At 58.2% G+C, this 24800-nt stretch carries 23 protein-coding genes; 17 read left to right on the forward strand and 6 right to left on the reverse strand.

What is annotated here, in order from left to right; all coding sequences use genetic code 11:
• Window positions 1–2429 (forward strand): glycosyltransferase 61 family protein (locus tag D769_RS30620; protein WP_008642163.1); only part of this gene is annotated, 2429 nt, incomplete at its 5' end.
• Here the strand turns inward: D769_RS30620 and D769_RS03530 are convergent.
• Complete coding sequence (locus tag D769_RS03530) at window positions 2419–3264, reverse strand: symmetrical bis(5'-nucleosyl)-tetraphosphatase (protein ID WP_040010854.1); 846 nt, start codon at window positions 3262–3264, stop codon at window positions 2419–2421. The two genes, D769_RS30620 and D769_RS03530, sit on opposite strands and share 11 nt — an antisense overlap.
• A gap of 322 nt (window positions 3265–3586) precedes the next feature.
• Between D769_RS03530 and rfbB the strand changes: the two genes are divergently transcribed.
• The 16 genes from rfbB (at window position 3587) to D769_RS03610 (ending at window position 18686) form a co-directional block, all read left to right on the forward strand.
• Window positions 3587–4651, forward strand: coding sequence for a dTDP-glucose 4,6-dehydratase (gene rfbB, locus D769_RS03535; RefSeq protein ID WP_040010855.1), 1065 nt, complete (start codon window positions 3587–3589; stop codon window positions 4649–4651).
• Window positions 4644–5558, forward strand: a complete 915-nt coding sequence (gene rfbD / locus D769_RS03540) for a dTDP-4-dehydrorhamnose reductase (RefSeq protein WP_008642169.1) — start codon at window positions 4644–4646, stop codon at window positions 5556–5558. Before rfbB ends, rfbD begins: the two co-directional genes overlap by 8 nt.
• 12 nt (window positions 5559–5570) lie before the next feature.
• The gene (gene rfbA, locus D769_RS03545; protein ID WP_008642171.1) at window positions 5571–6449 is read left to right on the forward strand and encodes a glucose-1-phosphate thymidylyltransferase RfbA; all 879 of its coding nucleotides are present in this window, start codon (window positions 5571–5573) and stop codon (window positions 6447–6449) included.
• Window positions 6446–6997, forward strand: a complete 552-nt coding sequence (gene rfbC, locus D769_RS03550) for a dTDP-4-dehydrorhamnose 3,5-epimerase (protein ID WP_008642173.1) — start codon at window positions 6446–6448, stop codon at window positions 6995–6997. The genes rfbA and rfbC overlap by 4 nt, the downstream gene beginning before the upstream one ends.
• 68 nt (window positions 6998–7065) lie before the next feature.
• Window positions 7066–8151, forward strand: a complete 1086-nt coding sequence (locus D769_RS03555) for a DegT/DnrJ/EryC1/StrS family aminotransferase (RefSeq protein ID WP_008642175.1) — start codon at window positions 7066–7068, stop codon at window positions 8149–8151.
• Window positions 8152–8194: 43 nt separating this feature from the next.
• Window positions 8195–9130, forward strand: a complete 936-nt coding sequence (locus D769_RS03560) for a glycosyltransferase (protein WP_008642177.1) — start codon at window positions 8195–8197, stop codon at window positions 9128–9130.
• Window positions 9127–10203: a glycosyltransferase gene (locus D769_RS03565; RefSeq protein WP_008642178.1), complete on the forward strand. Its 1077-nt coding sequence runs from the start codon at window positions 9127–9129 to the stop codon at window positions 10201–10203. The genes D769_RS03560 and D769_RS03565 overlap by 4 nt, the downstream gene beginning before the upstream one ends.
• On the forward strand, window positions 10200–11198 hold the full coding sequence (locus D769_RS03570) for a glycosyltransferase family 2 protein (protein WP_008642181.1): 999 nt from the start codon (window positions 10200–10202) through the stop codon (window positions 11196–11198). The genes D769_RS03565 and D769_RS03570 overlap by 4 nt, the downstream gene beginning before the upstream one ends.
• Entirely contained in the window at window positions 11167–11994 is an 828-nt protein-coding gene (locus D769_RS03575; protein WP_008642183.1) for a glycosyltransferase, read from the forward strand. Before D769_RS03570 ends, D769_RS03575 begins: the two co-directional genes overlap by 32 nt.
• A 12-nt stretch (window positions 11995–12006) precedes the next feature.
• Entirely contained in the window at window positions 12007–13083 is a 1077-nt protein-coding gene (locus tag D769_RS03580) for an MraY family glycosyltransferase (protein ID WP_008642185.1), read from the forward strand.
• A gap of 191 nt (window positions 13084–13274) precedes the next feature.
• Complete coding sequence (locus D769_RS03585; RefSeq protein ID WP_008642187.1) at window positions 13275–13514, forward strand: acyl carrier protein; 240 nt, start codon at window positions 13275–13277, stop codon at window positions 13512–13514.
• Between the two features lie 8 nt (window positions 13515–13522).
• The gene (locus D769_RS03590) at window positions 13523–14269 is read left to right on the forward strand and encodes an SDR family NAD(P)-dependent oxidoreductase (protein WP_008642189.1); all 747 of its coding nucleotides are present in this window, start codon (window positions 13523–13525) and stop codon (window positions 14267–14269) included.
• Window positions 14269–15633, forward strand: coding sequence for an AMP-binding protein (locus D769_RS03595; RefSeq protein ID WP_040010857.1), 1365 nt, complete (start codon window positions 14269–14271; stop codon window positions 15631–15633). The genes D769_RS03590 and D769_RS03595 overlap by 1 nt, the downstream gene beginning before the upstream one ends.
• Before the next feature lie 22 nt (window positions 15634–15655).
• Window positions 15656–16762 carry an acyl-protein synthetase LuxE gene (locus tag D769_RS03600; RefSeq protein ID WP_008642196.1) on the forward strand — a complete coding sequence of 369 codons (1107 nt, stop codon included), beginning with the start codon at window positions 15656–15658 and terminating at the stop codon, window positions 16760–16762.
• Window positions 16762–17970, forward strand: coding sequence for an acyl-CoA reductase (locus D769_RS03605; RefSeq protein ID WP_008642198.1), 1209 nt, complete (start codon window positions 16762–16764; stop codon window positions 17968–17970). The genes D769_RS03600 and D769_RS03605 overlap by 1 nt, the downstream gene beginning before the upstream one ends.
• 47 nt (window positions 17971–18017) lie before the next feature.
• Window positions 18018–18686 carry an acetyltransferase gene (locus tag D769_RS03610; RefSeq protein WP_008642200.1) on the forward strand — a complete coding sequence of 223 codons (669 nt, stop codon included), beginning with the start codon at window positions 18018–18020 and terminating at the stop codon, window positions 18684–18686.
• Here the strand turns inward: D769_RS03610 and D769_RS03615 are convergent.
• The 5 genes from D769_RS03615 to D769_RS03635 form a co-directional block, all read right to left on the reverse strand.
• Window positions 18664–19767, reverse strand: coding sequence for a glycosyltransferase family 4 protein (locus D769_RS03615; protein WP_008642202.1), 1104 nt, complete (start codon window positions 19765–19767; stop codon window positions 18664–18666). The genes D769_RS03610 and D769_RS03615 overlap by 23 nt on opposite strands.
• Window positions 19764–21026, reverse strand: a complete 1263-nt coding sequence (locus D769_RS03620; RefSeq protein WP_008642205.1) for an oligosaccharide flippase family protein — start codon at window positions 21024–21026, stop codon at window positions 19764–19766. Before D769_RS03620 ends, D769_RS03615 begins: the two co-directional genes overlap by 4 nt.
• A complete protein-coding gene (locus tag D769_RS03625; RefSeq protein WP_040010858.1) occupies window positions 21014–22123 on the reverse strand; it encodes a glycosyltransferase in 1110 nt (369 codons plus the stop codon). The genes D769_RS03620 and D769_RS03625 overlap by 13 nt, the downstream gene beginning before the upstream one ends.
• A 37-nt stretch (window positions 22124–22160) precedes the next feature.
• Window positions 22161–23396: a sugar transferase gene (locus D769_RS03630; protein WP_008642211.1), complete on the reverse strand. Its 1236-nt coding sequence runs from the start codon at window positions 23394–23396 to the stop codon at window positions 22161–22163.
• Window positions 23397–23479: 83 nt separating this feature from the next.
• Window positions 23480–24616 (reverse strand): glycosyltransferase family 4 protein, encoded by a 1137-nt coding sequence (locus tag D769_RS03635; RefSeq protein ID WP_040010870.1) that lies wholly within the window; start codon window positions 24614–24616, stop codon window positions 23480–23482.
• Window positions 24617–24800: the final 184 nt, after the last annotated feature.

Genomic DNA, 24800 nt, shown 5'->3' on the forward strand with positions numbered 1-24800 from the left:
TTCGTTTTGCGGGGGCAAGCTCAAAATCACCGAGCTACCACTACACGCTGAACGGGCGTGGTATTGCGTTCGACCCACTGCCTCTGTTCGATAGCGAGTTCTATGCAGCTCAATTGCGCGGGTGCCATATCCCCGTCGGTATGACCTTGCTTGATCACTACTTGGCGGAAGGTGCGGCGCAAGGGTTTGACCCTTCGCCGCTTTTCAGCACATCAGCGTATCTGATGTTCAACCCTGATGTCGCTGCTGCAGGAGTAAATCCACTGGAGCATTTCGTCAAGAGTGGGGAGCGCGAAGGCCGACGGTGGTTCGATAGCGAGGCACCGGAGATGCTCGCGATCGCGCGCGGCGTCTTGAACGGAGATCAGGGAAACCGCTACGCACGATGGATCATTGCGACGCGGCTCTCGTATTTTATTGATGAAGCATATTATCGGTCTCGCCATGGAGTAACTGAGTCGCCGCTGGCGCACTATGTCAACCACGGCGGCGATCCGGAGATGAGCCCGCATCCGATGTTCGATGCCAGGCACTACCGTATGGAAACGGGTCTGAACGAACTGCCGACAGGCGTCACATGGATCGAGCATTTCCTGACTGCCGAGATTACCAAGCGCCAGGCTCCGTCCCTGCTCTTTGATCAGGCTGATTATCTGGCGATGAATCCTGATGTGGCGATGTCCGGCGTCGACCCGTTTGAGCATTTTGTACGTTGGGGCGAGAGGGAAGGTCGTTTCCCGATCTCGCTCGAGCGTGCCGATCTAGAGGCTCGGATCTTGCAGGTGCTGACAGAAGTGCCCAATCATCCTTATGCACTACGCCTGTGGATCGAGTGCTTGCTGGCACGTGGTGAAGGATCCGGCGCCGTGGCGGCGCTTAATGAACTAGAAGACAAACTGCCGCGGCCGCTTCTGGAGAACCTGCTTGGCCAAGCTTTGCAGCAGACGGGGAACATCGACGCTGCCGTCACTTCATACTCGCTTTCGGAGTCGCTATCGGGTACAGACGCCCTTCATATCGATGCGAATGTCGCCTCGGTGCTTGCCCGTGAGGGCTATCGGGCGGAAATGCGTGGCGAGTTGAAGATCGCCGAGGCGAGCTACAGAATGGCGCTGACCAAGGGCCTCAAGGAAGCCCAGTTGATCCGCGAGCGCTTAGCAAATCTGGTGTTCGCCAGCGGGGACCGGGACATGGCCATGAACTTGCTGGCAGCGCGCGCAAAGGACGGTTCGACCCGGGTAATCGATATGCCGCTGACATCGGTCACGGAGCATTGCGCCCAAGGTATTGGGAGATACTTCGAATTGTTCCCGGAAAGGCCGATCGAACCGATTGAGCCAGAGTTTCTGCGTCCCCCGACCGCCCTCGAATCTGAGTCAGGCACGTTGACTGCCCCCCCGTTCTACCTTGCCGTACTTGATGAATGTACGGCTGCGAGCCGCTGCAATGTAGTCCTGCATCAAGGTACGTTAGTCTCGGACCAGGCAACGCACCCTCGAAGCGGGAAGGCGGTCTTCGGAGACCGGCTGAACGAGCATCAGGTAATCCGTGCGCGCCATGGCGGAAACGTTCTGATTGAGTGGCCGACCAAGGAGTCGCTGCACATTCCGTGCGGATTGATGATGTTCGGCGTCCAAAGTCGTAATTTTGGCCACTGGGGCTGCGAATACCTCCCACGGCTGCTCGCCTATGATTCTTTGCCCGAGCTTCGTGAATTCCCGATCATCGTTGATTCGGGAATGCCGAAGACCCATCTGGAAAGTCTGAGCCTTTTAAACGAGTTCGGGCGCGAGGTTATTACCTTGGAGCCGGAGCAGGTGGTGACATTTGGCCAGCTTGCGATGGCGCCCGTACCCACCTACTTCCCCCTTGATGGTGTTGGTGGCTATTCATATGACGCGGTATGGCCGAGAGACGTGCTTCGGGCGATGAAAGAGATGGTGCTCAAAGCCGTGGAGCGACGTTTGGGCGTGCCAGCCAGACGCGGGCGGCGACTCTTCATCTCCCGGCACGCGTTTGCGAGCCGTCAAATGCTTAATGAAGCCGAGGTCCGCTCCATGTTGACTGATCATGGATTCGAAACCATATATCCGGAGGAAATGTCGTTCATTGAACAGGTCGATACCTTCCGGTCTGCATCCATGGTTGTGGGGTCGTGCAGTTCTGCGCTTTCAAATACGCTCTACTGTCCGGATCGCACGCCGGTGATCGGCCTCATCCATGACGAACCGAGCTTCAATTTTCGAGGCTACTCGAGCTATAGCGATGCTGGCGGCGCGTCGATATTGTTCGTTCAGAGTCCCGTGGCGCCTGGCCAGCACGCAGTGCATGCATTTCATCGCAGTTACAGCGTTGACACTGCCGTGCTTCGCGCGGCCTTGATCTGGGCGGAGCGCAGGGGGAACTCCAGAGCAGCGCTTACTCTTTGATCTCAATTGGCAGTCCTTCCTCACTGCAGTTGACCTGGATTGCGTTCCTGATCGAAGGATCGGTATCCAGGTTGACTGCCGTGAGTTTTCCACCCCAGACGCAGCCCGTATCAATCGCGATGATATTTGGACGAAGCATCAGGCCCAGGGCTGACCAGTGTCCGCACACTATCGTCGCATTTGACGATCGCCGGTTTTGGACGTCAAACCAGGGGACATAGCCTTGGGGCGCATCCGCGGGCGGACCATTGAAGGAAAACTCCATTTCCCCCGCTTCCGTGCAAAAGCGTAGGCGCGTGAGCGCATTAATCACGACCCGAAGACGTTCGGTACCCTTCAGCGTCCCTTTCCATTTGAACGGCTGATTCCCGAAAATGTCCCCAATCCGGGATTGCCAGTTTTCCGAGCGCAGCAGTTTCTCCGCTTCCCTGGCCAATTCCAGAGTCTGCTCCACGCTCCATTGAGGGAGCACGCCGGCATGGACTAAAAGAAACCCATTCTCCTCAATTGCAAGCGGCCGGTGCCGAATCCAGTCGAGAAGGTCGTCACGATCCGATGCGGCGAGAATGTCGTTGATGGTATCCCTCCGCCCGGGCTTTCGTACACCTGCGGCAACCGCGAGCAGATGAATATCATGATTGCCGAGAACGCATCTGGCGCGCTCACCGAGCGACATCAGGCGCCGCAGGCTTCCTAGTGAATCGGGTCCCCGATTGACGAGGTCGCCGACGAATCGCAGCGGTGCGTCAGCCAGCTGGGGAAGCTCGAGCAGTGCATCCAGTGAAGAGGCGCAACCTTGAACGTCGCCGATGGCATAGGGGGTTTTTCGTGTCATTTTGTAAAGGAGAGAAAGTGGCACCGTGCGCAGTGGTGCACTAGTCTACCTGTCGGGGGGAGCATTCTGCGAAAGCTCCTACCACAGACGCGGAAGGAGGCAATCCTCAGGAAGGGGCAGTTACACTTTTTTCTCATTCCCCTCCTTTTGAATGCAAGGCAGTGGCTGCTGTGCGATAGAATCCCGCTTCATTCAGATGCCGGAGCTCGCTTCGCGCCTACGATGTTTCGCACGGGCAAAGAGCGGTGATAAGAATAAAATTAAGTGCCCCATAGATCTCTTTTAAGAATTCCTGTTTGTCAGATGTTCCCCTCGGGAGAAGATGTTGAGTAAGGTCTTTGTTACTGGAGGCGCTGGCTTTATCGGCGCTAATTTCGTCCTGGACTGGCTGTCCGACGCGCATGGCGCAGTGGTGAACATCGACAAGCTCACCTATGCGGGGAACCTGAAGACCCTGGCGAGTGTTGCCGACAGCCCGAAACACGTTTTTTCGCGGACGGACATCAACGACCGTACCACGCTCGACCAGCTGTTTGCAGAGCACCGCCCCCGGGCCGTGGTGCATTTTGCGGCGGAGAGTCATGTTGATCGGTCAATTCACGGCCCCGCTGACTTCGTGCAGACGAATGTGGTGGGTACGTTCACGTTGCTGGAGGCTACACGCCAGTACTGGTCGGCCCTGGATGGCGCCGAGCGCGAGGCGTTCCGCTTCCTGCACGTGTCGACCGACGAAGTGTTCGGCTCGCTGGGGCCGACGGACCCGCAGTTTTCCGAGACCACCCCGTATGCACCGAATAGCCCTTATTCGGCGAGCAAGGCAGGGTCCGATCATCTCGTACGTGCTTACCACCATACTTATGGTTTGCCAGTACTGACCACGAACTGTTCCAACAACTACGGCCCGTATCAATTTCCCGAAAAGCTGATACCGCTGGTGATTGCCAATGCACTGGCTGGCAAGCCGCTGCCGATCTATGGAGATGGTCAGAATGTGCGGGATTGGTTGTATGTTGGGGATCACTGCACCGCTATCCGTACGGTTCTGGAGCGAGGTCGCCTCGGCGAGACCTATAACGTTGGTGGCTGGAACGAGAAGACCAACCTCGAAGTCGTTCACACAATCTGTGATCTGCTCGATGAGTTGAAGCCAACCCCGACCGGCAGTTATCGGGATCTGATTACCTTTGTGAAAGATCGCCCAGGTCACGACCGGCGCTATGCCATTGATGCACGCAAACTCGAACGCGAGTTGGGCTGGCGTCCCGCTGAGACTTTCGAAACCGGACTGCGCAAGACGGTCCAGTGGTACCTGTCGAATCAGAGCTGGGTGGCGGATGTCACCTCGGGCGAGTATCGCAAATGGGTAAGTGAGCAGTACAGTGCGTGAGTTGCCTGATCATCCAAGGATTCTGCTGATCGGTGCCACTGGCCAAGTCGGTTTCGAACTGGCCCGGAGCCTTGCACCGCTCGGCCGGTTAGTACTGGCTGATCGTGCCCGTTGCAACCTCCAGGACGCTGTGGCGATCGCCGGGCTTGTCAATTCGGAACGTCCGGATCTGATTGTCAACGCTGCCGCATACACGGCCGTGGACAAGGCAGAATCGGAAGCGGACCAGGCCTTTGCGATCAACGCGCGTGCGCCAGGGTATCTGGCACAGGCCGCCGCTCGAACGGGTGCACGGATGATTCACTATTCCACCGACTATGTCTTCGACGGAGACAAGGCCGGCTGGTATGTGGAGGAGGACCCGACGTCGCCACGCTCAGCCTATGGCCGCAGCAAGCTTGAGGGGGAGCGGGCGGTGGCGAATGCTGGGTGTCCTTACTGGATTTTCCGCACGAGCTGGGTGTTCGGACTGCACGGCGGAAACTTTGCGAAGACGATGTTGCGTCTCGCATCCGATCGCGACGTATTGCGGGTGGTGGCAGATCAATTTGGTGCTCCGACGTCGGCCGCGCTGATCGCGGATGTGACAGCGCAGGCAATCTCCCGTGGATGGTCGCGCTTCGCGCCAGCCCGCGCTGCCGACGGCGTCTATCACCTGTGTGCGGCGGGCGAAACGTCATGGCATGGGTATGCACAGACGTTGCTGGACAGGGCCGAACAGCGCGGGGCATCACTGCGCGTGACCGGCGGGCAAGTGCAGCCGATTCCTGCCTCCGAGTATCCGCTACCGGCGGCCCGTCCATTGAATTCGCGTTTGGACACGTCGAAGCTCAAGGCCACTTTTGGGCTGACCATTCCTGACTGGCGCGATGGTGTTCATCGCCTGGTTGACCAGATCTATTCCTGAGGGGCGCTCATCATGCGCAAGGGCATTATCCTGGCCGGTGGTTCCGGCACACGCTTGTATCCAATCACTCGGTCTGTCTCGAAGCAGTTGCTGCCAGTCTACGACAAGCCAATGATCTACTACCCGCTGAGCACGTTGATGCTGGCGGGCATCCGGGACATTCTCATCATCTCCACGCCCTCGGATACACCGCGGTTTCAGGAGATGCTTGGCGACGGCGCCCAGTGGGGCATGAATCTGAGTTATGCAGTGCAGCCGTCGCCTGACGGGCTGGCGCAGGCATTCATTATTGGCAAGGATTTCGTCGGCAACGATCCGTCCGCACTGATCCTCGGCGACAACATCTTCCATGGCCATGATCTGCAGGGCCAGTTGACGCGTGCGTGTGAACGGCAAGATGGTGCAACCGTGTTTGCCTATCACGTGCACGATCCTGAACGCTACGGCGTAGTGGAATTCGACAGTGCGTTTCGCGCGTTGTCGATTGAAGAGAAGCCTGTCAAGCCGCGTTCGAACTACGCGGTGACAGGTTTGTACTTCTATGACAATACGGTCTGCGATATCGCGGCCTCCATCCGCCCGTCCGCGCGAGGCGAGTTGGAGATCACGGATGTTAACAAGCACTACCTTCAGACCAACAAGCTCGATGTGGAAATCATGGGGCGTGGGTATGCCTGGCTAGATACAGGCACGCATGATTCGCTCCTAGAGGCCGCCACCTTCATTGCGACGCTGCAGCACCGCCAGGGGTTGATGGTGGCTTGTCCTGAAGAGATCGCGTACCGCAATCGCTGGATTGGTGTCGAACAGATCGAGGTTATGGCGGCCCAACTGGCAAAGAACGGATACGGTGCTTACCTCCGTCAGATTATCGAGGATGTCGCGCCATGAAGCTCAACGTGATCTCAACCAGCCTGGAAGGGGTCTTGGTACTTGAGCCGAAGGTTTTCGGCGATGCACGTGGGTTTTTTTTCGAGAGCTTTAATGCGCGCGAGTTTGCCATCGCTACCGGGATGGATGCTCCATTCGTGCAGGACAATCACTCTCGTTCGTCCCGCGGCGTCTTGCGTGGATTGCACTATCAAGTTCGCCAGGCACAGGGCAAGCTGGTTCGCGTGACTGCGGGCGAAGTTTTTGACGTTGCAGTCGACGTGCGGCGTTCGTCGCCTACATTCGGCAAATGGACCAGTGCGCTGCTGTCGGCGGAAAACAAGCGACAGATGTGGGTGCCCGAGGGATTCGCCCACGGTTTTGTTGTGACCTCGGAAGATGCCGAGGTGCAATACAAGACGACTGACTACTGGTATCCGGAGCATGAGCGAAGCATTCGCTGGAATGATCCGGCACTTGCCATCGCGTGGCCCAGCGTCGGGGAGTTGCTGCTGGCTGAAAAAGACCGTAATGCCCCCCTGCTCGAGGCAGCTGAGGTTTTCGAGTAACAACCCGCTAAGCGGACCCGCTGGCCGTCGGCTGCGGGTCTTCCTGAGGATGCTGGTGGATTTCACAGATGAACATTAACGTCACGAAACCTTTCTTGCCTGCCAAGGCAGATTATCAAAAATACGTCGACGAGATCTGGGCTCGCGAATGGCTGACCAACAATGGTCCGCTGGTCAATGAGCTTGAATTGCGTCTGAAGGAATGGCTCCAGCTCGATCACCTGTTGTTCGTCTCAAACGGTACGGTGGCCCTTCAGATCGCCATCAAGGCACTGAACCTGAGCGGCGAAATCATTACGACGCCCTTCAGCTACGTTGCCACCACCTCCAGCATTGTCTGGGAAAATTGTGTCCCGGTCATGGCGGATATTTGTCCGCATACGTTCAATATTGATCCGGCTCGTATCGAAGATCGCATCACCGAGAGAACATCCGCCATTCTTGCAACCCACGTGTATGGCACGCCATGCGATGTGGAAAAGATCGAGCGTATTGCGCAGCGTCACAATCTCAAGGTGATCTATGACGCTGCTCATGCCTTTGGTACGACATATCGTGGCAAATCGCTATTCGCGTTTGGAGACATATCCACGACGAGTTTCCATGCCACCAAACTTTTCCACACGATCGAAGGTGGTGCGGTTGTAACGCAGGATCCCGAGTTGCTGAAGGTGCTCGCCCGTATGAGGAATTTCGGGCATGTATCTCCGACTGCTTTTGATGGCGTGGGCATCAACGGAAAGAACTCCGAGTTCCATGCTGCGATGGGTTTGTGCAACCTGAACCATATCGAGGATATCCTTCAGTCGCGCCGGATTCTCTCTGAGCGATATGACGCAAACCTGCGCGGCCTGCCGGTTCGGCGTCCGCAGCTGCCGGACAACTGCGGCTACAACCATGCCTATTACCCGGTGGTATTTGAAAGCGAGGCGACGAACCTTGCCGTGATTGAAGCGCTCAATCTGCATAGCGTCTTCCCACGCAGGTATTTCTATCCGTCACTGGGGTCGCTGAACTACGTTGCGGACAAGGCGCCGACGCCGGTGTGCGACGACATCGCGTCACGTGTGCTTTGCCTGCCGCTCTATCACTCCCTGTCGTTCGAGGAGATCGATATGATCTCCCGGCTGATTCATCGTACGCTCAAGTATTGAGTGGGGGCATATTGCCCTACGTCGATTTGAAAAGGAGCACGGATTGAAGCTTAGCGTTCTGCTGATTACATATAACCACGCCAGGTACATTCGTGAGGCGCTGGACAGCGTGCTTTGGCAGGACATCGACTTCCCGTTCGAAGTTGTGGTGTGCGACGATGCGTCGACCGACAATACGCGCGAGCTTGTTGCCGAGTATGTCGGCAAGGATCCAAGGATAAGCTTCAGGTTTCTGGCCGATGCTCCAAACATGGGCGTGACCCGCAATTACCAGCGCGGATTCGCGGCCGTGGAATCGGAGTACGTGGCGACTCTCGAGGGTGACGACATCTGGTGCAGTCCGCAGAAGCTGTCTCAGCAACTGGCATTCCTGGAGGCGCACCGCGAATGTTCGGTTTGTGGCTGCAACTATTTCGTGTATCTGGAAGAGGAAGCTCGCTACACGGAACGCGTTGAGCGCGGAGAGGGGTTCCGCTATCTGGACAGTCGCCAGCTGATCGCGGACAACCTGATCGGAAATTTTTCGACCTGCATGTACCGTGCAGACTCGCTGAAGCGATTGCCGGCAAAGCTATTCGACATGCGCGCCTATGACTGGGCCGTCAATATCGTAATGGGCAGGTTCGGCCTGATTGGTTTCCTGAACACGCCAATGTCGATCTACCGCATTCATGGTGCCGGCACCTGGAGTCTCCTTTCGCATCGCCAGAAGCTGACCTCGCAGCTAGAAGTGCTGCCTCAGTACGATGCCATTACCGATGGCGTGTTCGCGGAGGATTTCAACGCACTCGCGGCGCGGCTACGTGCCGCCGGCGCCGGAGAGGGGCACGTTCCAGCTTTCCAGCTTCGGCGAATAGCTCGGCGGGGAACCAGTCTGCTGATTCAGTTCATTCCCCCTTTGCTCGTGACGATTCTGAAGCAACTGGTGCCGCCAGTCTGCTGGCGCGTGGTGTACAAGTTTATTGGAAGGCGTGCATGAAGTTGCCTACTGTTTCGGTCATCATGCCGGCGTATAACCATGCGCCGTTCGTGGTGGAGTCAGTTCGAAGTGTCCTGTCTCAGGATTTCGGTGACTTGGAGTTGCTGATTGGTGATGATGGCTCAAGCGATGGAACCGCGGATGCAATCCGCACTGTTTCAGATCCGCGTCTCCAGCTGTTTGCCCACGAGGTGAACCGTGGTGCGGGCGTTGTGACCAATGACCTCATCTCCCGCTGTCGGGGCAAGTACATTGCGTTGATCAACTCGGATGACGCCTGGCTGCCAGGAAAGCTGTCGTTTCAGGTTGGGATGCTCGAGGAGAATCCTGAGTTGGGCGCTGTCTTTGGTCGTGCCAGATATGTCGATCGAGACGGTACGCCGATCGACAAATCGACCATGCAGTTCGGCCACATTTTCGATCAGGAGAACCGGTCACGCGGTGAATGGCTGAAGCGGTTTTTCGATCACGGTAACTGCCTTTGCCACCCGTCAATGCTGATTCGCAGCGAGGTGTACCGACAGGTAGGCGCTTACGACAATCGGTACCGCCAACTTCCGGACTTCGAAATGTGGGTGAGATTCATCCGCCACTGGCAACTCCACATTTCGCAGGAGGAGCTTGTTTTATTCCGCATTCTCCCGGGAGAGAATGCCAGCAGTCACACGCCTGCGAATTCGATCCGCACGATGAATGAGCATTACATGATTGCGCGGAGCTTTTTCGAGGGGGTCTCTGCTGACTTGCTGAAGGAAGCATTCGCGGATCGCCTTGTTTGTGACCCGACGACGTCGCCCGAGCACGCCGATATCGAGAAGGCGCTGATGTTCTTCGGTTACAACCAGTGGCTCGGGCACATGTACCGGATCGTTGGCATCGACAAGATTTTCGATCTGCTGGCCAGCCAGCCGCATTGTGCTGTGCTCAAGCGCGACTATGGCATTGATGATCGCTCGTTCCATCGGATGACGGGGGAGGCGGATGCATTCCGACCGGGTAATCCACTGCAGACGGTGTCCGGCAGGGATCTGCTGCGAGAGTTGAAGCAGCGGATTCGCAAGCGGTTTGCATGATGTCTGAGGCATCCTCTTCCAACCGCGAGACGCATGCTGTACCGGAAGTCGTGACTATGGCGGTTCACGAGGAAGCCGGCGCTGAGGAGTCGGCAATCAGTTCGGTAGGCGCGGTTGTCGTAACGTACAACCCGGATGTGTTGCATCTGATGCGGCTCCTGCAAGCGCTGGGTCCGCAAGTTGCACAGATCGTGGTGGTGGACAACGGCTCGAGCGTTGTACCTGACATAAGTGGGGGGAGCTTCGGTGCACCCGTCACGCTGATCGAGTGCGGCGGCAACCTTGGCATTGCGGCCGCGCACAACAAGGGCTTGATGCGCCTGAAAGCCAACGGCGTTTCGTATGGGCTATTGATGGACCATGACAGCTTGCCATTGGATGGCATGGTCGAGAATTTGTTGTCCGCCGACAAGGCGTTGAGGCTTGAGGGAGTCAAGCTTGCGGCCGTGGGGCCGGTCACAATTGATCGGCGTACCCATGCTCGCTCAAAGTTTGTCAAGATTCGCGGCGGCATCGTTGGCCGGGTGGAATGTGCCGAAGGCAAGAGGTGGGTGGAGGCAGATTTCCTGATCTCCTCGGGGACCCTTATTCGCCTAGATGTTCTCGCCGACATTGGGCTCATGAACGAGGCGTATTTCATCGATCATGTTGATACGGAGTGGTGCTTACGGGCGTTGAACAAGGGGTACCGCATCTTCGGTATCTGCGATGCGCTGCTGGACCATTCTTTGGGGGATCACGTGGTTCGCGTCTGGTTTGGCCGGATGCGCGAAGTGCCCGTGCATTCGCCGTTGCGTAACTATTACATCTTCCGGAACACGATCGCGATGTTGCGAGACGTGCCGATGCCACTAGGCTGGCAGAGTGCGCACCTGTATCGGCTGCTGCAGTTCATGGTGTTCTTCGTGATCGGCATACCGCCACGCGGTTTGCGCGCACGTTTGATGATGAAGGGAATTGGGCATGGCATCGCGGGGCGTACAGGCAAGCTCTGACGCGGCGACTCTAGCGTCGAATGCGCAAATCACTGTATCCGTTATCAGTCACGGGCAGGGTGATCTCGTGTTGCCGTTGTTACAGCAACTCGCCGAGCTTGAGGGCGAGATAGCACTGCGTGTAATTGTGACCGAGAACCTGCCAGCATCCGTAGGGGCTTTCAAACCAACGGCGTTGCCACTTTACGATGCACTGATCGTTAATCCGGAGCCCAAGGGATTCGGTGAGAACCATAACGCAGCGTTCGCAAACTGCGACACTCCGTTCTTCTGCGTCATCAATCCTGACATCCGGCTCGGCCCCGTGGAGCCATTCAGCGCCCTTGTGGCCGCCTTGCAAAGGGCATCTGGTGTTGCAGCCCCGTGCGTGAGGAATTCCACAGGTGGGCTCGAGGACAGCGCGCGCCAGGTTCCGACGCTGTGGCGCCTCGCCCGACGGGCGATCCTTCGAAAGCGGGAAGCGGATTATGCGCCAGGCGGCGCAGAGAAAACCGTGGACTGGGTAGCCGGCATGTTGATGCTTTTCGATGTGGAGGTTTTCCGGAGGCTTGGGGGATTTGACGAGCGATTTCACCTCTATTGCGAGGACGTTGACATATGCCTGCGTACGCACCTGGAGGGTTTCACGGTGCACTGGGTGACCGCTGCCTGCGTTTTGCATGACGCGCAGCGCGATAGCCGAAGGAAGTGGAAATACCTGGCTTGGCATGTCGAAAGCATGACGCGCCTGTTCCTGTCACGTAGTTACTCTGCCTTCCTACGCCAGCGTGCTGGCGCAAGGCAGGCTGCCACGTAAGCCTTCATTGTTATGTTTGACTACTTCTGGGTGCCCGCATCCTGCGGGTTGATTTGCCTGGTCGCGCTGCTGGTGCTGAGGCCGTACGCTGTCAGGATTGGTCTGGTCGATAGTCCGGGCGGGCGCAAACGCCATGTCGGAGAAGTTCCGCTGATCGGCGGCGTCGCGGTCCTTGTCGCTGTCTGGGTCGGGTCACTGATGTATCTGCGAACCTTTGACCGGTACGTTGCGCTGTACGCCGGGGTAACCCTGCTCGCAATCGTCGGATTGGTCGACGACCTGCGTGGCATGCGCCCATTGACCAAGCTGGCGTTCCAGTTCTTTGCTGCGATCCTGATGACGTCATGGGGCAACGTCTACCTGTCGTCGTTGGGCGACCTGTTTGGCCGTCGCGAGATCGAGCTGCTTAACTGGGGTATTCCACTGACCATCTTCGCGGTCTTGTCAGTGGTCAATGCGCTCAATATGAGCGATGGCCTTGATGGACTGGCCGGCGGTCTCAGCGTGATCGTCCTCGGATGGATGGCATATCTTGCGGGAGTCGTCGGCAACATGATGGCTTTGCGTATCGCAATGATCTTCTGCGGTGCGCTGGTCGGCTTTCTCTTGTTGAACGTGAACCATCCGCTGCGTGGCGCCAGACGTGTTTTCCTCGGTGACGCGGGCAGTCTCTTGCTTGGCTACGTCATGGTGTGGTTTGCAGTCGAACTTTCCCAAACCACATACAACCCGTCGGGGCATGTGCCGCCCGTAGTCATGCTGTGGGTACTCGGCCTGATTCTTGTGGATCTTCTGGCGGTTGTCCTCAGGCGAATGATCAAGGGGCGCAATCCGTTGGCTGCAGACCGCACGCACCTGCATCACGTACTGGTGCGTCTGGGGCTCAATCCCACTCAGGTGGTTTGTGTGATCTGGCTGGCAAATGCGCTGTTTGGTCTGGTTGGCGTCACCGCGTGGAGGCTCGGCATGCCGGAGCAGTGGATGTTCCTGCTCTTTCTGGGGATGAGTGCCGGGCATTTTCTGATGGTACGCAACGCCTGGAAACTGTTGCGGATTGGTCGGCGATTTACGCGGCAGCGAGGCCTGTAACATTTGCTGGTGCCATACGGGGTGTTACCTGCTGTAAGGATTGTTGCCGTTGGCGGCGTCGGACTTCGAGGCTTACTGAATAGATTACAATTGCGAGTCCATTGCGCCTCTTGCGTGCCGGGGTTGTGAGCCGGCGCGTCGGGTGGCGCTGCCGATGGCGTTTCAAAGTCAAGCCGATAATTAATCAAGTCATGAACAACAGCGAGAAGCTCTACAGCGTATTTGCGCAATCACTCAACATTGGCCTGGACAAGGTCACTGATGAACTGACCTATAACACGATCCCCGAGTGGGATTCGGTTGCACACATGGCGCTCGTGGCTGAAATCGAGAATGCTTTCGAGATCATGATGGACACCGATGACATCGTGGATATGAGCTCCGTGGGCAAGGCCAAGGAAATTCTTGCCAAGTACAACGTAACCTTTTGAAGGACGTCATGCTGCTCAAGGACAAGATCGCGCTGGTGACGGGGGCCGCCCGCGGTATCGGTTATGCGACCGCGGAACTGTTCGCCCATGAGGGAGCCCATGTGGTGCTGTCTGGCCGGTCAGTCGAGCATCTTGAAGCTGCGCAAGCTCGCTTGGGCGAGGCGGTGCCTGGTGTTCAGACTACTTTGCTGCAGCTTGATGTTGCGCGCCCGGACAGCGTGCGCGACGCATTCCAGGCGCTGTTCAAGCAGACCAAGCGACTTGATGTGCTGGTTTCCAATGCAGGAGTCTTGGACGATGCGTTGATCAGCATGGTGACCGAAGCGCAGATCCAGCGGGTGTTTGAGCCGAATACTTACGGTGTGCTGTATTGTTCGCAATACGCAAGTCGTCTGATGGCGCGCAACAAGGGTGGCAGCATCATCAACTTGGCATCGATCATCGGCACGAATGGCAATGTTGGACAGGCGGTGTATGCCGGCAGCAAGGCGGCGGTGATTGGTATCACCAAATCGCTCGCGAAGGAACTTGCCCCACAGAACATCCGTGTCAATGCAATCGCGCCGGGTTTTATCGACACGGACATGGCGCGTTCCATTGGCGCGGAAAAGTTCGCTGAACGAGTCGCGTCTGTACGCATGGGGCGCGTCGGTACACCTGAAGAAATTGCCAAGGTTGCGTTGTTCCTGGCATCTGACCTTTCGTCATACGTTACTGGCCAGGTCATTGGCGTCGATGGTGGGATGCTGATCTGATGTTCGCAAAGAGCTTAGAGTCGTTCGGGGATCGCACCGCACTTATAGCCGAAGATGGGCAGAGTCTGGCCTACTCAGAACTGGCTGCCCGTGCGGATGGCCTCTTCACTGAGGCGACATTCGCACCACGCCAGCTGCTCGCGCTGGAATGCGAAAATAGCGTCGACTCCGTACTGGCCTATCTTGGGGCCCTGCGCAACGACTTCCCGGTCTTGCTGGTAGATGGGCAATTGGATGCTGCCCTGCGTGAACGGCTCTACTCGCATTTTTCCGTGTCATGTGTTCGAAGGGCAGGTGAATGGAAGACGCTGGGTCATGCTACGCCCGTAGTGCATCCTGATGTCGCTATCCTGCTCTCGACGTCGGGGAGCACGGGTTCGCCGAAGCTCGTCAAGCTTACGGCGGGGAGTCTTGATGCCAATGCGCGTTCCATTGCGCAGTACCTTGAGCTCGACGAACACGAGCGACCCATTACGACGCTCCCCATGCATTACTCGTATGGGCTTTCTGTGCTCAACAGCCACCTCTCCGTTGGCGCAACTATCGTGCTGACGGGGCAACCAGTCACCGCACGCAAGTTCTGGGATATGTTCCGGGAGCATGAGGCCACTAGCCTTGCTGGCGTGCCGACGATCTATACGATGCTCAAGCAGTTGCGATTCGAACGCATGAATTTGCCGTCGCTGCGCACCATGACGCAGGCTGGCGGCCGCCTCGCACCGGAAACCATCCGTTGGTACGCCGAGCTCGCCGCCTCGCGTGAGCAGCGCTTTTTCGTCATGTACGGCCAGACCGAAGCGACCGCGCGTATGTCGTATGTTCCCGCGCACAGGGCACTGGAGAAGTCTGGCTCGATCGGCATCTCCATCCCCGGGGGTTGCTTCGATCTGGTTGGTGAAGATGGGCGCCCTGTCGACACGGCTGGTGAAACCGGTGAGCTTCGCTACAGGGGCCCGAACGTCATGATGGGGTATGCGGCCTGCGCCGCTGATCTGGCGGATGCGGATGGTCAAGGCGGTGTTCTGTTGACGGGTGACCTAGCACGTCGTGATGATGATGGCTATTACCACATCGTGGGTCGCCTCAAGCGTTTCATCAAGGTGTTCGGCAATCGTGTCGGCCTGGACGAGGTTGAAGCCCAGTTGCGTGAGGACGGCTATGACGTCGCCGTCACGGGCCGCGATGACTTGATGGTTGTTGCCTGGCTTGGTGAAGGTAACGACACAGGTGCGCTTGGGTCGCATATCAGCGCGAAGTATCGGCTGCATCTTTCGGCAATCCGGGTGTATGCAGTAGACAAGTTCCCGCTGTCGACATCAGGCAAGGTCCAGTACGCTGAATTGCTCAAGACCCTTTGTCCTTGAGGTCCAAGACACTACAAACGACATGACAACCGAACGCCCGTACTTCAATTGGCCTGTTTATGGCATGGCGCACGGCGACAAGTCTCGCTATCTTGCCGAATCGCTGACTTCGCTGACTTGGCAGCATGCAGGTCGCTGTGAGCCATATGGCCGGATCCTGCGCGCACATGGCTACCAGGAGGGGCAGCAGTTCGAGCTTGAAGAGATTCCATTCATCCCCGTTCGGCTGTTCAAGGAATACGAGCTCAGCTCCGTTGCAAAGGATGACGAGTTCAAGGTGCTGACATCGTCCGGTACGACGTCGCAGCGCGTTTCGCGGATTATCCTGGATCGCGATACCGCTATGGCACAAACCAAGACGCTGGTGCTGATTCTGCAGCAGTTCCTTGGTAAGGCACGGCTGCCCATGCTGATCATCGACCATCCGGGCGTAATCAAGAACCGTCAGTCGTTTTCTGCTCGCGGCGCGGGGATCCTGGGGCTCTCGAATTTTGGGCGTGATCACACATACGCCTTGCGTGACGAGGACATGGCTCCCGACGTCGAGGTGATTCGCGCATTTCTTGAGCGGCATCGGGGTCAGCGTGTCTTTATCTTCGGCTTCACCTTCATGGTCTGGAAGTACTTCTACCAAGCGCTGAAAGACATGCCGGATGCGCCGTGTTTCGACGACGCTATCCTGATCCACAGTGGCGGATGGAAGAAGCTGCTGGAAGAAGCAGTCGATAACGACACATTCAAGGCAGCACTCGCGGACAAGCTGAACATTCGTGCCGTGCACAATTTCTATGGCATGGTGGAGCAGGTCGGTTCGGTATTCATGGAATGCGAGCATGGGCGGCTGCATGCTCCCGTGTTTGCCGATGTGCTGATTCGTGACGCTCGTACCTGGGAGGTGCGGCCGAAAGGCAAGACAGGCTTGATCCAGGTGCTGTCGGTACTACCCACGAGCTATCCCGGCCATAGTCTGCTGACTGAAGATATCGGCGAGTGGACTGGCGTCGATGATTGCCCATGCGGGCGTCTCGGACGTACGTTCCGCGTGCACGGACGTGTCGCCAAAGCTGAATTGCGCGGATGCAGTGACACCCATGCGGCCGACGCGCAAATGCAGAAAGTGAGTGCCTGATGGCTGACTACGAATCGTTGATCCCGAGGGCGCCAGAGCCTGAGGCTCTGGCCGACGTGCCGCCGCTGTCCGCCTTCGCGCAGGCATCGCTTGATTTCGTGGAGGCGTTGTCGGGCCTGCTGGTACGGATGCCCGAAGCACGGACGTTTCCCGAGCTTACCGCTCTGGGTTTCTGGATGCGGCGTGCGAACCTTGTGCGTCTGCGTGCCGAGATGGAGCAACGCGCAGGTGGTGCGTTGCTGGTCCCCCGCGGCACGGTGCTTCACATTGCGCCGTCCAACGTCGACACCATTTTCGTGTACTCGTGGTTCCTGTCGCTGCTGACGGGGAATCGGAATATTGTCCGTCTCTCGTCGAAGCCTTCGCCGCAAGCCGATCTACTAATCGGGGCGATTGCCAAGCTATTGCAGGAACCGGCACATTGTGAGATTGCTCGTCGAACCCTATTGGTACGCTATGCTCCGGACGACCGTGTCACGACGCGCTTCTCTTCCGTGTGCGATGTCCGGGTGATCTGGGGCGGTAACTCGACGGTGGAGCAGATTCGCAGGCTGCCGCTACCGGGCACGGCTACCGAGGTCGCATTTGCGAACAAGTACTCACTGGCGCTGATTGGTGCAGCAGGCTGGACCGAGGCAACGGAAAGCAAGCGGGCCCAGTGGATCGAGGCGTTTTACAACGATGCCTACTGGTTTGACCAGATGGCGTGCTCGTCACCGCGGCTCGTGCTTTGGCTTGGAGACTCGACACTTGTCAAATCTGCCTCCGCAGACTTCTGGGCGCGCTTCGAGCAATATCTGGCTGGCAATCAGGAGCGGTTTGGGGATGCCGACTATGTGAACAAGCGCGTAGCCGAGGATGCGCTCGCAATCGAGGCCGATGTGTCCATCCAGGCCACGTCGAGCAACGATCTGGTGCGGGTCTGGCTTGACAAGCCTGCTCTGCACGATGCACTGCATTGCGGCGCTGGCTTGTTTTTCGAGTCTTCAATCGACAGGCTCGAGGCAATGCGACCGTTGTTGAGCCGGACGGTGCAGACGCTTTCCTATGCTGGAATCGAGACTCGGGCGTTGAGCGAGTTTGTTGCCGCGGAACCGCTGGCGGGCATCGACCGGATTGTTCCGTTCGGTCGTGCGCTCGATTTCGCACCCGTATGGGATGGCTTTGATTTGCTTCGCGTGTTTATGCGCGAGATTACTGTTGCCTGACGGCACACCTGGCAACCTTTTTCTGTCGACAGTTGTCGCATTTCGCTATGCCTTTGATTCACTCCTCGCCGATCTCCTCCGTTGTAATCGCTGGCGCCGGTGGTTTTGGACTGGAACTGTTTGATTACCTGCAGGAAGAAGCCGCCAAGGGTGGCGTGCCTATCGCTGGTTTCATCGATGACACGCCTGGTGGAAAAGTGCCTGCCGGTATCGACGTGCCGCACCTGGGTGGCATCGGCGATTTCCGTTCGGCTGCGGGGCAGGTCGTTGTCGTCGCCATCGGTTCGGTGAAGGGCCGCAAGCTCGTGCTCGGAAAACTGGCCGAGAACGGCGTTGCCACGCCCGCATATGTCCACGGGTCAGCCATTGTGTCGCCAGCCGCGAAGCTTGGATCGGCCGTTCTGATCTGCCCCTATACGATTGTCAATCGCGACGCAATCATGGACGATGCATCGGTGGCCAACGTGCATTGCAGCATTGGCCACGGCGCGCGCGTGGGTGCTTATTCAGTGCTTTCACCGTATGCTGCGCTCAACGGCGATGCCGTTGTTGGCGCGGGCTGCTTCCTTGGGACCCGGGCAACAATCTATCCGCGTATCAGTATTGGTGACGATTGCATCGTGGATTCGCACACGGGTGTACGGGCGAATGCGGAAGCCCGGCATTTGATCTCGTCACGTGGCACCTACCAGGTCAGTGCGCTTCGCGTTCGCTGAGGTTGTAAACTCGATTCAGTAACACCTCCCATCGGTCCACTATACCGTTCAATTCGAACGACATGGCGCATGCCAGTGCACCGCTTGAAAGCTGGGCGGCGAGCTTTTCATCGCGCATGAGCGTTAGCAGAGCCTTTGCTAGGGCTTGTGCATCGTCGACAGGAACGACCAGCGCGTTCCTTCCGTCTTCCAGCAGGGCCCGAGGACCTGTTTCGCAATCGGTCGACACCACGGGCAGGCCAAACGCCATTGCTTCAATGAGCACGAGGCCGAATCCCTCGTAGCGCGAACTCAGGCAAAATATCGACGCTTGCTGATAGGCATCACGGATATCGCTACGCGCGCCCGGTAATTGGACGAATCCAGTCATGCCAAGTGACTCGCGAAGCGCTTCCAACATGGGGCGGGCTTCACCCTCTCCAACGATGACCAGCGTCCAGTCTGGCGCTAGCGGTGCAATCTCGGCCCACGCGCGTATCAGAATATCGAACCCTTTTGCGTCGACCAGCCGGCCTACCGCCAGCACCTGCTTGGCAGAGCGAATCGACGGCGAGTCGGGAAGCGGAAATGGCAGTGGATTGGGCAGCGCGAGTACGTCACCGCGAGGACGTGCGGCATCAATCCAGCGCTTCCGATCCGACTCAGTCAGTACGATGACGGCATCGTGAAAGCGCGCGGTCAGGTGTCGGGCCACTCGGCGGGCCCGATGCCCCAGGTCTTCGTCGTAATGGCAGTGCTCCCAGCCGATACGGCGGATGCCTAACCCCAGTGTTGCTGGCAGGGTGAACCAGGCCAGCATGGTGTCGACTTCGATCAGCGTGTGAACGTGATGCTTGCGCAATAATGCGCGAAGCTTGCGAAGCGTCGCAGGATACTGTGCCCGGAGCGACGGGCGTTGCGCGAACAGTGCAATGTGCGTGACCGCTGGATGAAGCGGAAAGGCACTACGCGCATCCCATAGGCTGATGATAATGATGCGGTGCCCACGTTCGGCAAGTGCATTGCCAATTGTTGCGGTCATGCGCTCGGCGCCGGCTAACGCATTGAGGGTGCCGGTCAGGAAGGCAATCGAATCTTTCATGAATTCGTGCGGAGCTCAGCGGTACCTGGTTGCCTGGCAACTATAAGCCAGAGAATCACGCCGAAGGCAACGGCCACGCTGTTGGCGATGGCGTAGCCGAGCACCGCGCCAGTGGTTCCCAGGTGCGGAATGGCGATGACGTCCACAATAATCGTGGTCAGCAGCACCGATACCCATTTCAGGGCAATCCAGCGGGGCTTGCGCAAATAGACCGGCAGCAGGCTCAGGCCGACGTCGGCGAAGACCAGGGTCGAGGCCAGCGCCGCCAGCCGCAACAGGTCGGCGGTGGCGCCGAATGCGGAGCCATACAGCAGCCTGACCACCCATTCGGCGGACAGTGCGAGAGCAACGGCGCCGAAGAGCCCGACAGCCGTCATGGCACCTGCGACGTAGAGGATGTTGCGGCGCGCAGCCGCAGCGCTTGTCTGTGCATATACATACATAGGCGCGAGGCCTGCCGCCAGAATCGCGGCCACAGTGGTGAAGTTGTCCATTATCTGCATCGTCGCCGAATAGGCGCCGAGATCAGCCACATGTACGAGTGGCTTCAGGATCAGCTGATCCGCGCGACGTGCCGCAAACATCAGTATGAAGCTGATCCAGAACAGGGCGCCATCGCGAACGAGCTCTCGCGTCAGCCTGGGCGCAAGGAGCGGGAAGCTCCTCGATGCACGGGAGAGGTAGTACCAAGTTAGCAGCAGGGCGGCGATAACTGCCTCAAGCGCAAACGCACTCGCGTAGGGGGCAGTGGACCGAATGCCCAGGATAAACAACGTGCCCACCATGGCGGCCTTGGCGGCAAGTGCAATGAGATTGAAGACGACGTTCGGCCGGTTATGCGTCCGAGCCTGCATCCACGCGGTCACGACGCCAAATGGCTCGCGCAGCATGATCATGGTGCCGAGAATCATGGCAGGCACCCATGTATCGACGGACTGCCGTGTCAGGAACAGATAGGCGCCGATCAGTGCGTATCCGCATACGCCAGCCGCGAACCTGATCATGAATGCATGCGCGATGAGCGAATGCTTGTCTTCGGCCGTCTGCGATGCAACCAGTCGCGGCACAACCACTTCTGCTGAGCAAATCAGTGGTATCGCTGCTGCAATATAAACCAGTGACTGCGCGTACTGGAAATGCCCAAAGCCTTCGGTCCCCAGTGCCCGGGCCAGCATGCCGACTACAGCGATTCCCACGCCGACCTGAATGCCACGGTCAGCGAGCATCCAGAGAAGATTGCTTGCAACTACGCGGCGCATCTGCAACCTTCCATCAATCGTCGGTACTGTGCCAGCCAACGTCGGGCGATGGTGGTGACGTCGAAATTTTCAATGATGCGTTCGCGATAGCGTGCGCGCATGCCGGGTGCGGTGGGCAATCGCGAGATCGCTCGCTGCAGTGCCTGGGCGAGTGTTATCCGATCGCCGACCGGAGTGATGATCGCCAGATCGCCAGCGATCTCCCTGACGCCCGCGGCGTCAGTAGCCACCACGGGCAAGCCAGTCGCCATGGCCTCGCAGACCACCAGCGGCATGCCCTCGATGTTTGATGAAAGCACAAAAACGTCCGCAGAGCGCAGGAGGTCCGGAATATCTTCTCGGGATCCGAGCAATTGCACGGAGTGACCCAGCTGCAGCCGCCCTATCTGCGCCTGCAGTTCGTTACGCAAAGGGCCGTCCCCAGCGATCAGCAGGCGGATCTGGAGATCGGTGCGCAGCACCTCGGCAAATGCATCGATCAACAGCGCATGATCTTTCTCGGCCACCAGCCGGCCGACACTAAGCAGGACGATCTCGCTCGCATCAAGCCCAAGACTTTGCCGGACGCGTTGGCGCGCCGAGGGTTCGGGCGCAAAGCGCGATGTGTCGATACCATTGGGCATCACGGTAATGCGATCCGCGCGAATCGCGCCGCCCTGGACCATGGCGTTGCGACCTGCCTGGCTAACGTGCGTTGTCAATGCGCACCACCGATCCGTAAGGCGATACGCGAGCGCACGCAGTCGGCCGCCCTCGCGTGCACTATGCGCGGAGCAGACGAGCGGAGGCATCGAACCGAAGCTTGTCAGTGCGCGCGCGAAGAGATTGCCATGAATCATGTGCGCGTGAATGATGTCTGGACACCATTGGCGTATGAAGCGTCTGGCGCGGCCGATTGCATGGAGCATCGATAGAGGTGATTTGCGCATTCCCAGCGAAATGACAGTCACTTCCGATGGCAGTTTGACTTCGCACCCGTCTGTCAGACTTAAGACCGCAATCTTGTGGCCGAGATTGACAAATGCTTGTGCCAGCGCGGCAATCTGCTGCTCCGCGCCGCCTAATTTCAGACCTGTGGTGATGAACAAAATTCGCATCTGACAATCAGCAGAGGTGTTCGCTCTCTTGAGTATGTCAGCGAGCCCCATAGCCGGTGACAAGTGTTCTCACCGTTTTCACTGCAATCAACAGATCCAGCGCGATGGAGCAGTGCTTGACGTAGTACAGGTCGTAGCTCAGCTTGGTCACAGTCTCTTGTTCCGATCCCACATATCCTTGCTGTACCTGAGCCCAGCCCGACAACCCCGGACGTACCAGGTGACGGTACGGATAGTACGGGATTGATTCCGTGAACGCCTCTACCATAGGCACCTGTTCTGGGCGCGGGCCGATAAAGCTCATGTCACCCACAAACACGTTCCAGAGCTGCGGAATCTCATCGAGCCTGTACTTGCGGATGAAGCGACCCACGCGAGTGACGCGCGGGTCCATGCGGCTAGCGAACTGTGCTGGGGCCTGATTGTCAACGCTCATGCTCCGAAACTTGAGCATCGTGAATGGCTTGCCCAACAGGCCCACGCGGCGCTGACGGAACAGGGCGCCGCCCTCTGTTTCCATGAGGACGACCAGTGCCACGATAACCCCGATCGGCAACGCGAACGGCGCCAGCACTATGACACCAACGATGTCGATCAGCCGCTTGGCAAAGCCGTAGAGATAGTGGTCGGCGTAATCGTCAAAAAAATTCTCGTCGATGTGGTCCAGCCCGACACGGCCGGTCAACATCTCGCCGATACGCTCCACGGAATACATTCGCAGGTGTCCAAGCTTATATTGGGTCAGCATCCGGGTGCGCGCCGGGTCCGCAGTCACTCCACGTTCGACCATGATACCGTCACAATGCAATGCATCTTCGATCGACCGGATGTGTTCGAAGCGGGTTACGTTTGGCGGATTGGCACCTGGCATCGAGACTATCTTGTCGAGCTGCGTCAGTATGGCCGGATCCATGTAGCCATAAACAGGCACATACTTTTGCACATAGCGACGGTATCCGAACCAGATCCAGGCAAGCGTGGTGACGTAACTGATCAACACGGCGCCGCGCGAGTATTCGATATGGAATCCGGCATAAACGATCAGCAATAGCGCAAACGGCAAAGTTGCGGCCAAGCCGACGATGCTATTGCCCTCCATGGGCGGAAGATGTAGCGAGCGGTGCAACAAGACAAAAGCCGCGAGGTAGGGGAGGGCGGACCAGAGCAACGTGCGCGGGAAGACGTGCGTCACAAGGCCAGCATGGTGTGCAATTTCGGATAGCGCCGCATTGATGCCAAACAATGCGAGGCCTATCACCGCCCATCCGATCATTCGGCTCGCTCTGCGGATTGTCTCCGACCTAGCGGTGCGGGCATGACGCAAGTTGCGTCGAATGGGGGTGCTGTCGGTGGAGCTCATAATACGGATGTTCGCATGCGTTGGGGCTTGCGTTCGGCGAGCACTTGCTCGTAGACATTCCAGGTTGCACTCACCATTGGCGTCAGGCCGAATTGCTCCTCCCAGCGAACCCGAGCCGCATTTGCCAGTGCCGCACGTTGTTGGGTGTCTTCGGCCAGTCGTTCCAAAGCCTGGGCGAATGCTTGGGGTTCGTTGCCTTGCACCAGTATTCCGCAACGTCCGCCGGCGAGCTGCTCGCGGATGCCTGGCAGATCGCTGGCGACTACCGGGAGTTCAGCCCGCATGGCCTCAAGAACTGATATTGGGAAGCCTTCGTGGTCGGACGCCAGCAAAAAGACCTGTGCGCTAGCAAGCAGATTCGGAATCTCGCTGACGCTTCCTACAAAACGGACTCGCCCTGGTACCAGTTGACCGGCCTGTTCCTCCAGCGTGTCACGAAGCGGGCCGTCCCCGGCAATGACAAGTTCGCAATCCGGTAGTTGCGCGGCGAAAAATGCACTAATGACGACATCCGGGCGTTTGGGGGCAGCCAGGCGCATCACTGTCACGATCCGGTTCACATGCTCTGTCGGCGTGCTGCGGATCGCGACATCGGCAATGCCGTTCGGGATGACAATGATCCGCTCGCTGGGAATAGGAAGGCCGGCTGCCAGTGCGCGTTCGGCGTCGGCAACACAAATGACGCGGCTGGTAAGAGGCGCCAGACACCATTCGACGATTCTGGCAATGGTGCGCTGCTTCCATGGCGCTTCGGGTTTGAATGCGAACCCATGAACCGTGTAAATCACGGGGATGCGGAGCAACCAACCAGCGACGCGTCCGAGCGCGCTTGCCTTGGCGCTGTGCGTATGTATGACATCCGGCGAGATTTGCCGTAGTGCCCGCATTAGCTCCTGCATGGCCATGATGGCCTTGACCGGCGACAAGGCATTGTCCATCGTTGCCAGCCGTACCGTCGGAATCCCCAGATCCACGGCGAGATCAAATAATGGCCCTCCGCCTCCCGCGAGCAGCGTGACGTCCGCCCGATCGTGCATCGCGCGCAATAATTCCGCGACATGGGCCTGAGCGCCGCCGATCTCGGAATTCGTTATTAGGTAGGCGATGCGTGGCCGTCTGGGCAACGTGGGCAAGGGCAATGGTGGGTGGTGGAAGTGTTGAACAGGGAAGTCCCGTCGCAAAGCAACTGCTTCCAATCAGCCGCCAGTCAGGTAGGGCGCATGTGGCGCATGCTCAGACAGTCCGAAAGCGGGGAGGAGAGCGCGAACAACCCACGGTTGGGTGGCGGCTTCGCATTATACCGCCTGTGTCGCCCGC

The organism is Cupriavidus sp. HMR-1, assembly GCF_000319775.1.
GTDB lineage: Bacteria > Pseudomonadota > Gammaproteobacteria > Burkholderiales > Burkholderiaceae > Cupriavidus > Cupriavidus metallidurans.

Bases quoted from the DNA above. Each gene is read 5' to 3' on its own strand.
- D769_RS03590 (WP_008642189.1), top strand. From the start codon at position 13,523: ATGCTGCTCAAGGACAAGATCGCGCTGGTGACGGGGGCCGCCCGCGGT.
- D769_RS03595 (WP_040010857.1), top strand. From the start codon at position 14,269: ATGTTCGCAAAGAGCTTAGAGTCGTTCGGGGATCGCACCGCACTTATA.
- D769_RS03575 (WP_008642183.1), top strand. From the start codon at position 11,167: ATGGCATCGCGGGGCGTACAGGCAAGCTCTGACGCGGCGACTCTAGCG.
- rfbA (WP_008642171.1), top strand. From the start codon at position 5,571: ATGCGCAAGGGCATTATCCTGGCCGGTGGTTCCGGCACACGCTTGTAT.
- D769_RS03630 (WP_008642211.1), bottom strand. From the start codon at position 23,396: ATGATCGGATGGGCGGTGATAGGCCTCGCATTGTTTGGCATCAATGCG.
- D769_RS03555 (WP_008642175.1), top strand. From the start codon at position 7,066: ATGAACATTAACGTCACGAAACCTTTCTTGCCTGCCAAGGCAGATTAT.
- rfbC (WP_008642173.1), top strand. From the start codon at position 6,446: ATGAAGCTCAACGTGATCTCAACCAGCCTGGAAGGGGTCTTGGTACTT.
- D769_RS03570 (WP_008642181.1), top strand. From the start codon at position 10,200: ATGATGTCTGAGGCATCCTCTTCCAACCGCGAGACGCATGCTGTACCG.
- D769_RS03615 (WP_008642202.1), bottom strand. From the start codon at position 19,767: ATGAAAGATTCGATTGCCTTCCTGACCGGCACCCTCAATGCGTTAGCC.
- D769_RS03565 (WP_008642178.1), top strand. From the start codon at position 9,127: ATGAAGTTGCCTACTGTTTCGGTCATCATGCCGGCGTATAACCATGCG.
- D769_RS03530 (WP_040010854.1), bottom strand. From the start codon at position 3,264: ATGACACGAAAAACCCCCTATGCCATCGGCGACGTTCAAGGTTGCGCC.
- D769_RS03625 (WP_040010858.1), bottom strand. From the start codon at position 22,123: ATGCGAATTTTGTTCATCACCACAGGTCTGAAATTAGGCGGCGCGGAG.
- D769_RS03610 (WP_008642200.1), top strand. From the start codon at position 18,018: ATGCCTTTGATTCACTCCTCGCCGATCTCCTCCGTTGTAATCGCTGGC.
- D769_RS03585 (WP_008642187.1), top strand. From the start codon at position 13,275: ATGAACAACAGCGAGAAGCTCTACAGCGTATTTGCGCAATCACTCAAC.
- D769_RS03600 (WP_008642196.1), top strand. From the start codon at position 15,656: ATGACAACCGAACGCCCGTACTTCAATTGGCCTGTTTATGGCATGGCG.
- D769_RS03580 (WP_008642185.1), top strand. From the start codon at position 12,007: ATGTTTGACTACTTCTGGGTGCCCGCATCCTGCGGGTTGATTTGCCTG.
- D769_RS03620 (WP_008642205.1), bottom strand. From the start codon at position 21,026: ATGCGCCGCGTAGTTGCAAGCAATCTTCTCTGGATGCTCGCTGACCGT.
- D769_RS03605 (WP_008642198.1), top strand. From the start codon at position 16,762: ATGGCTGACTACGAATCGTTGATCCCGAGGGCGCCAGAGCCTGAGGCT.
- rfbB (WP_040010855.1), top strand. From the start codon at position 3,587: ATGTTGAGTAAGGTCTTTGTTACTGGAGGCGCTGGCTTTATCGGCGCT.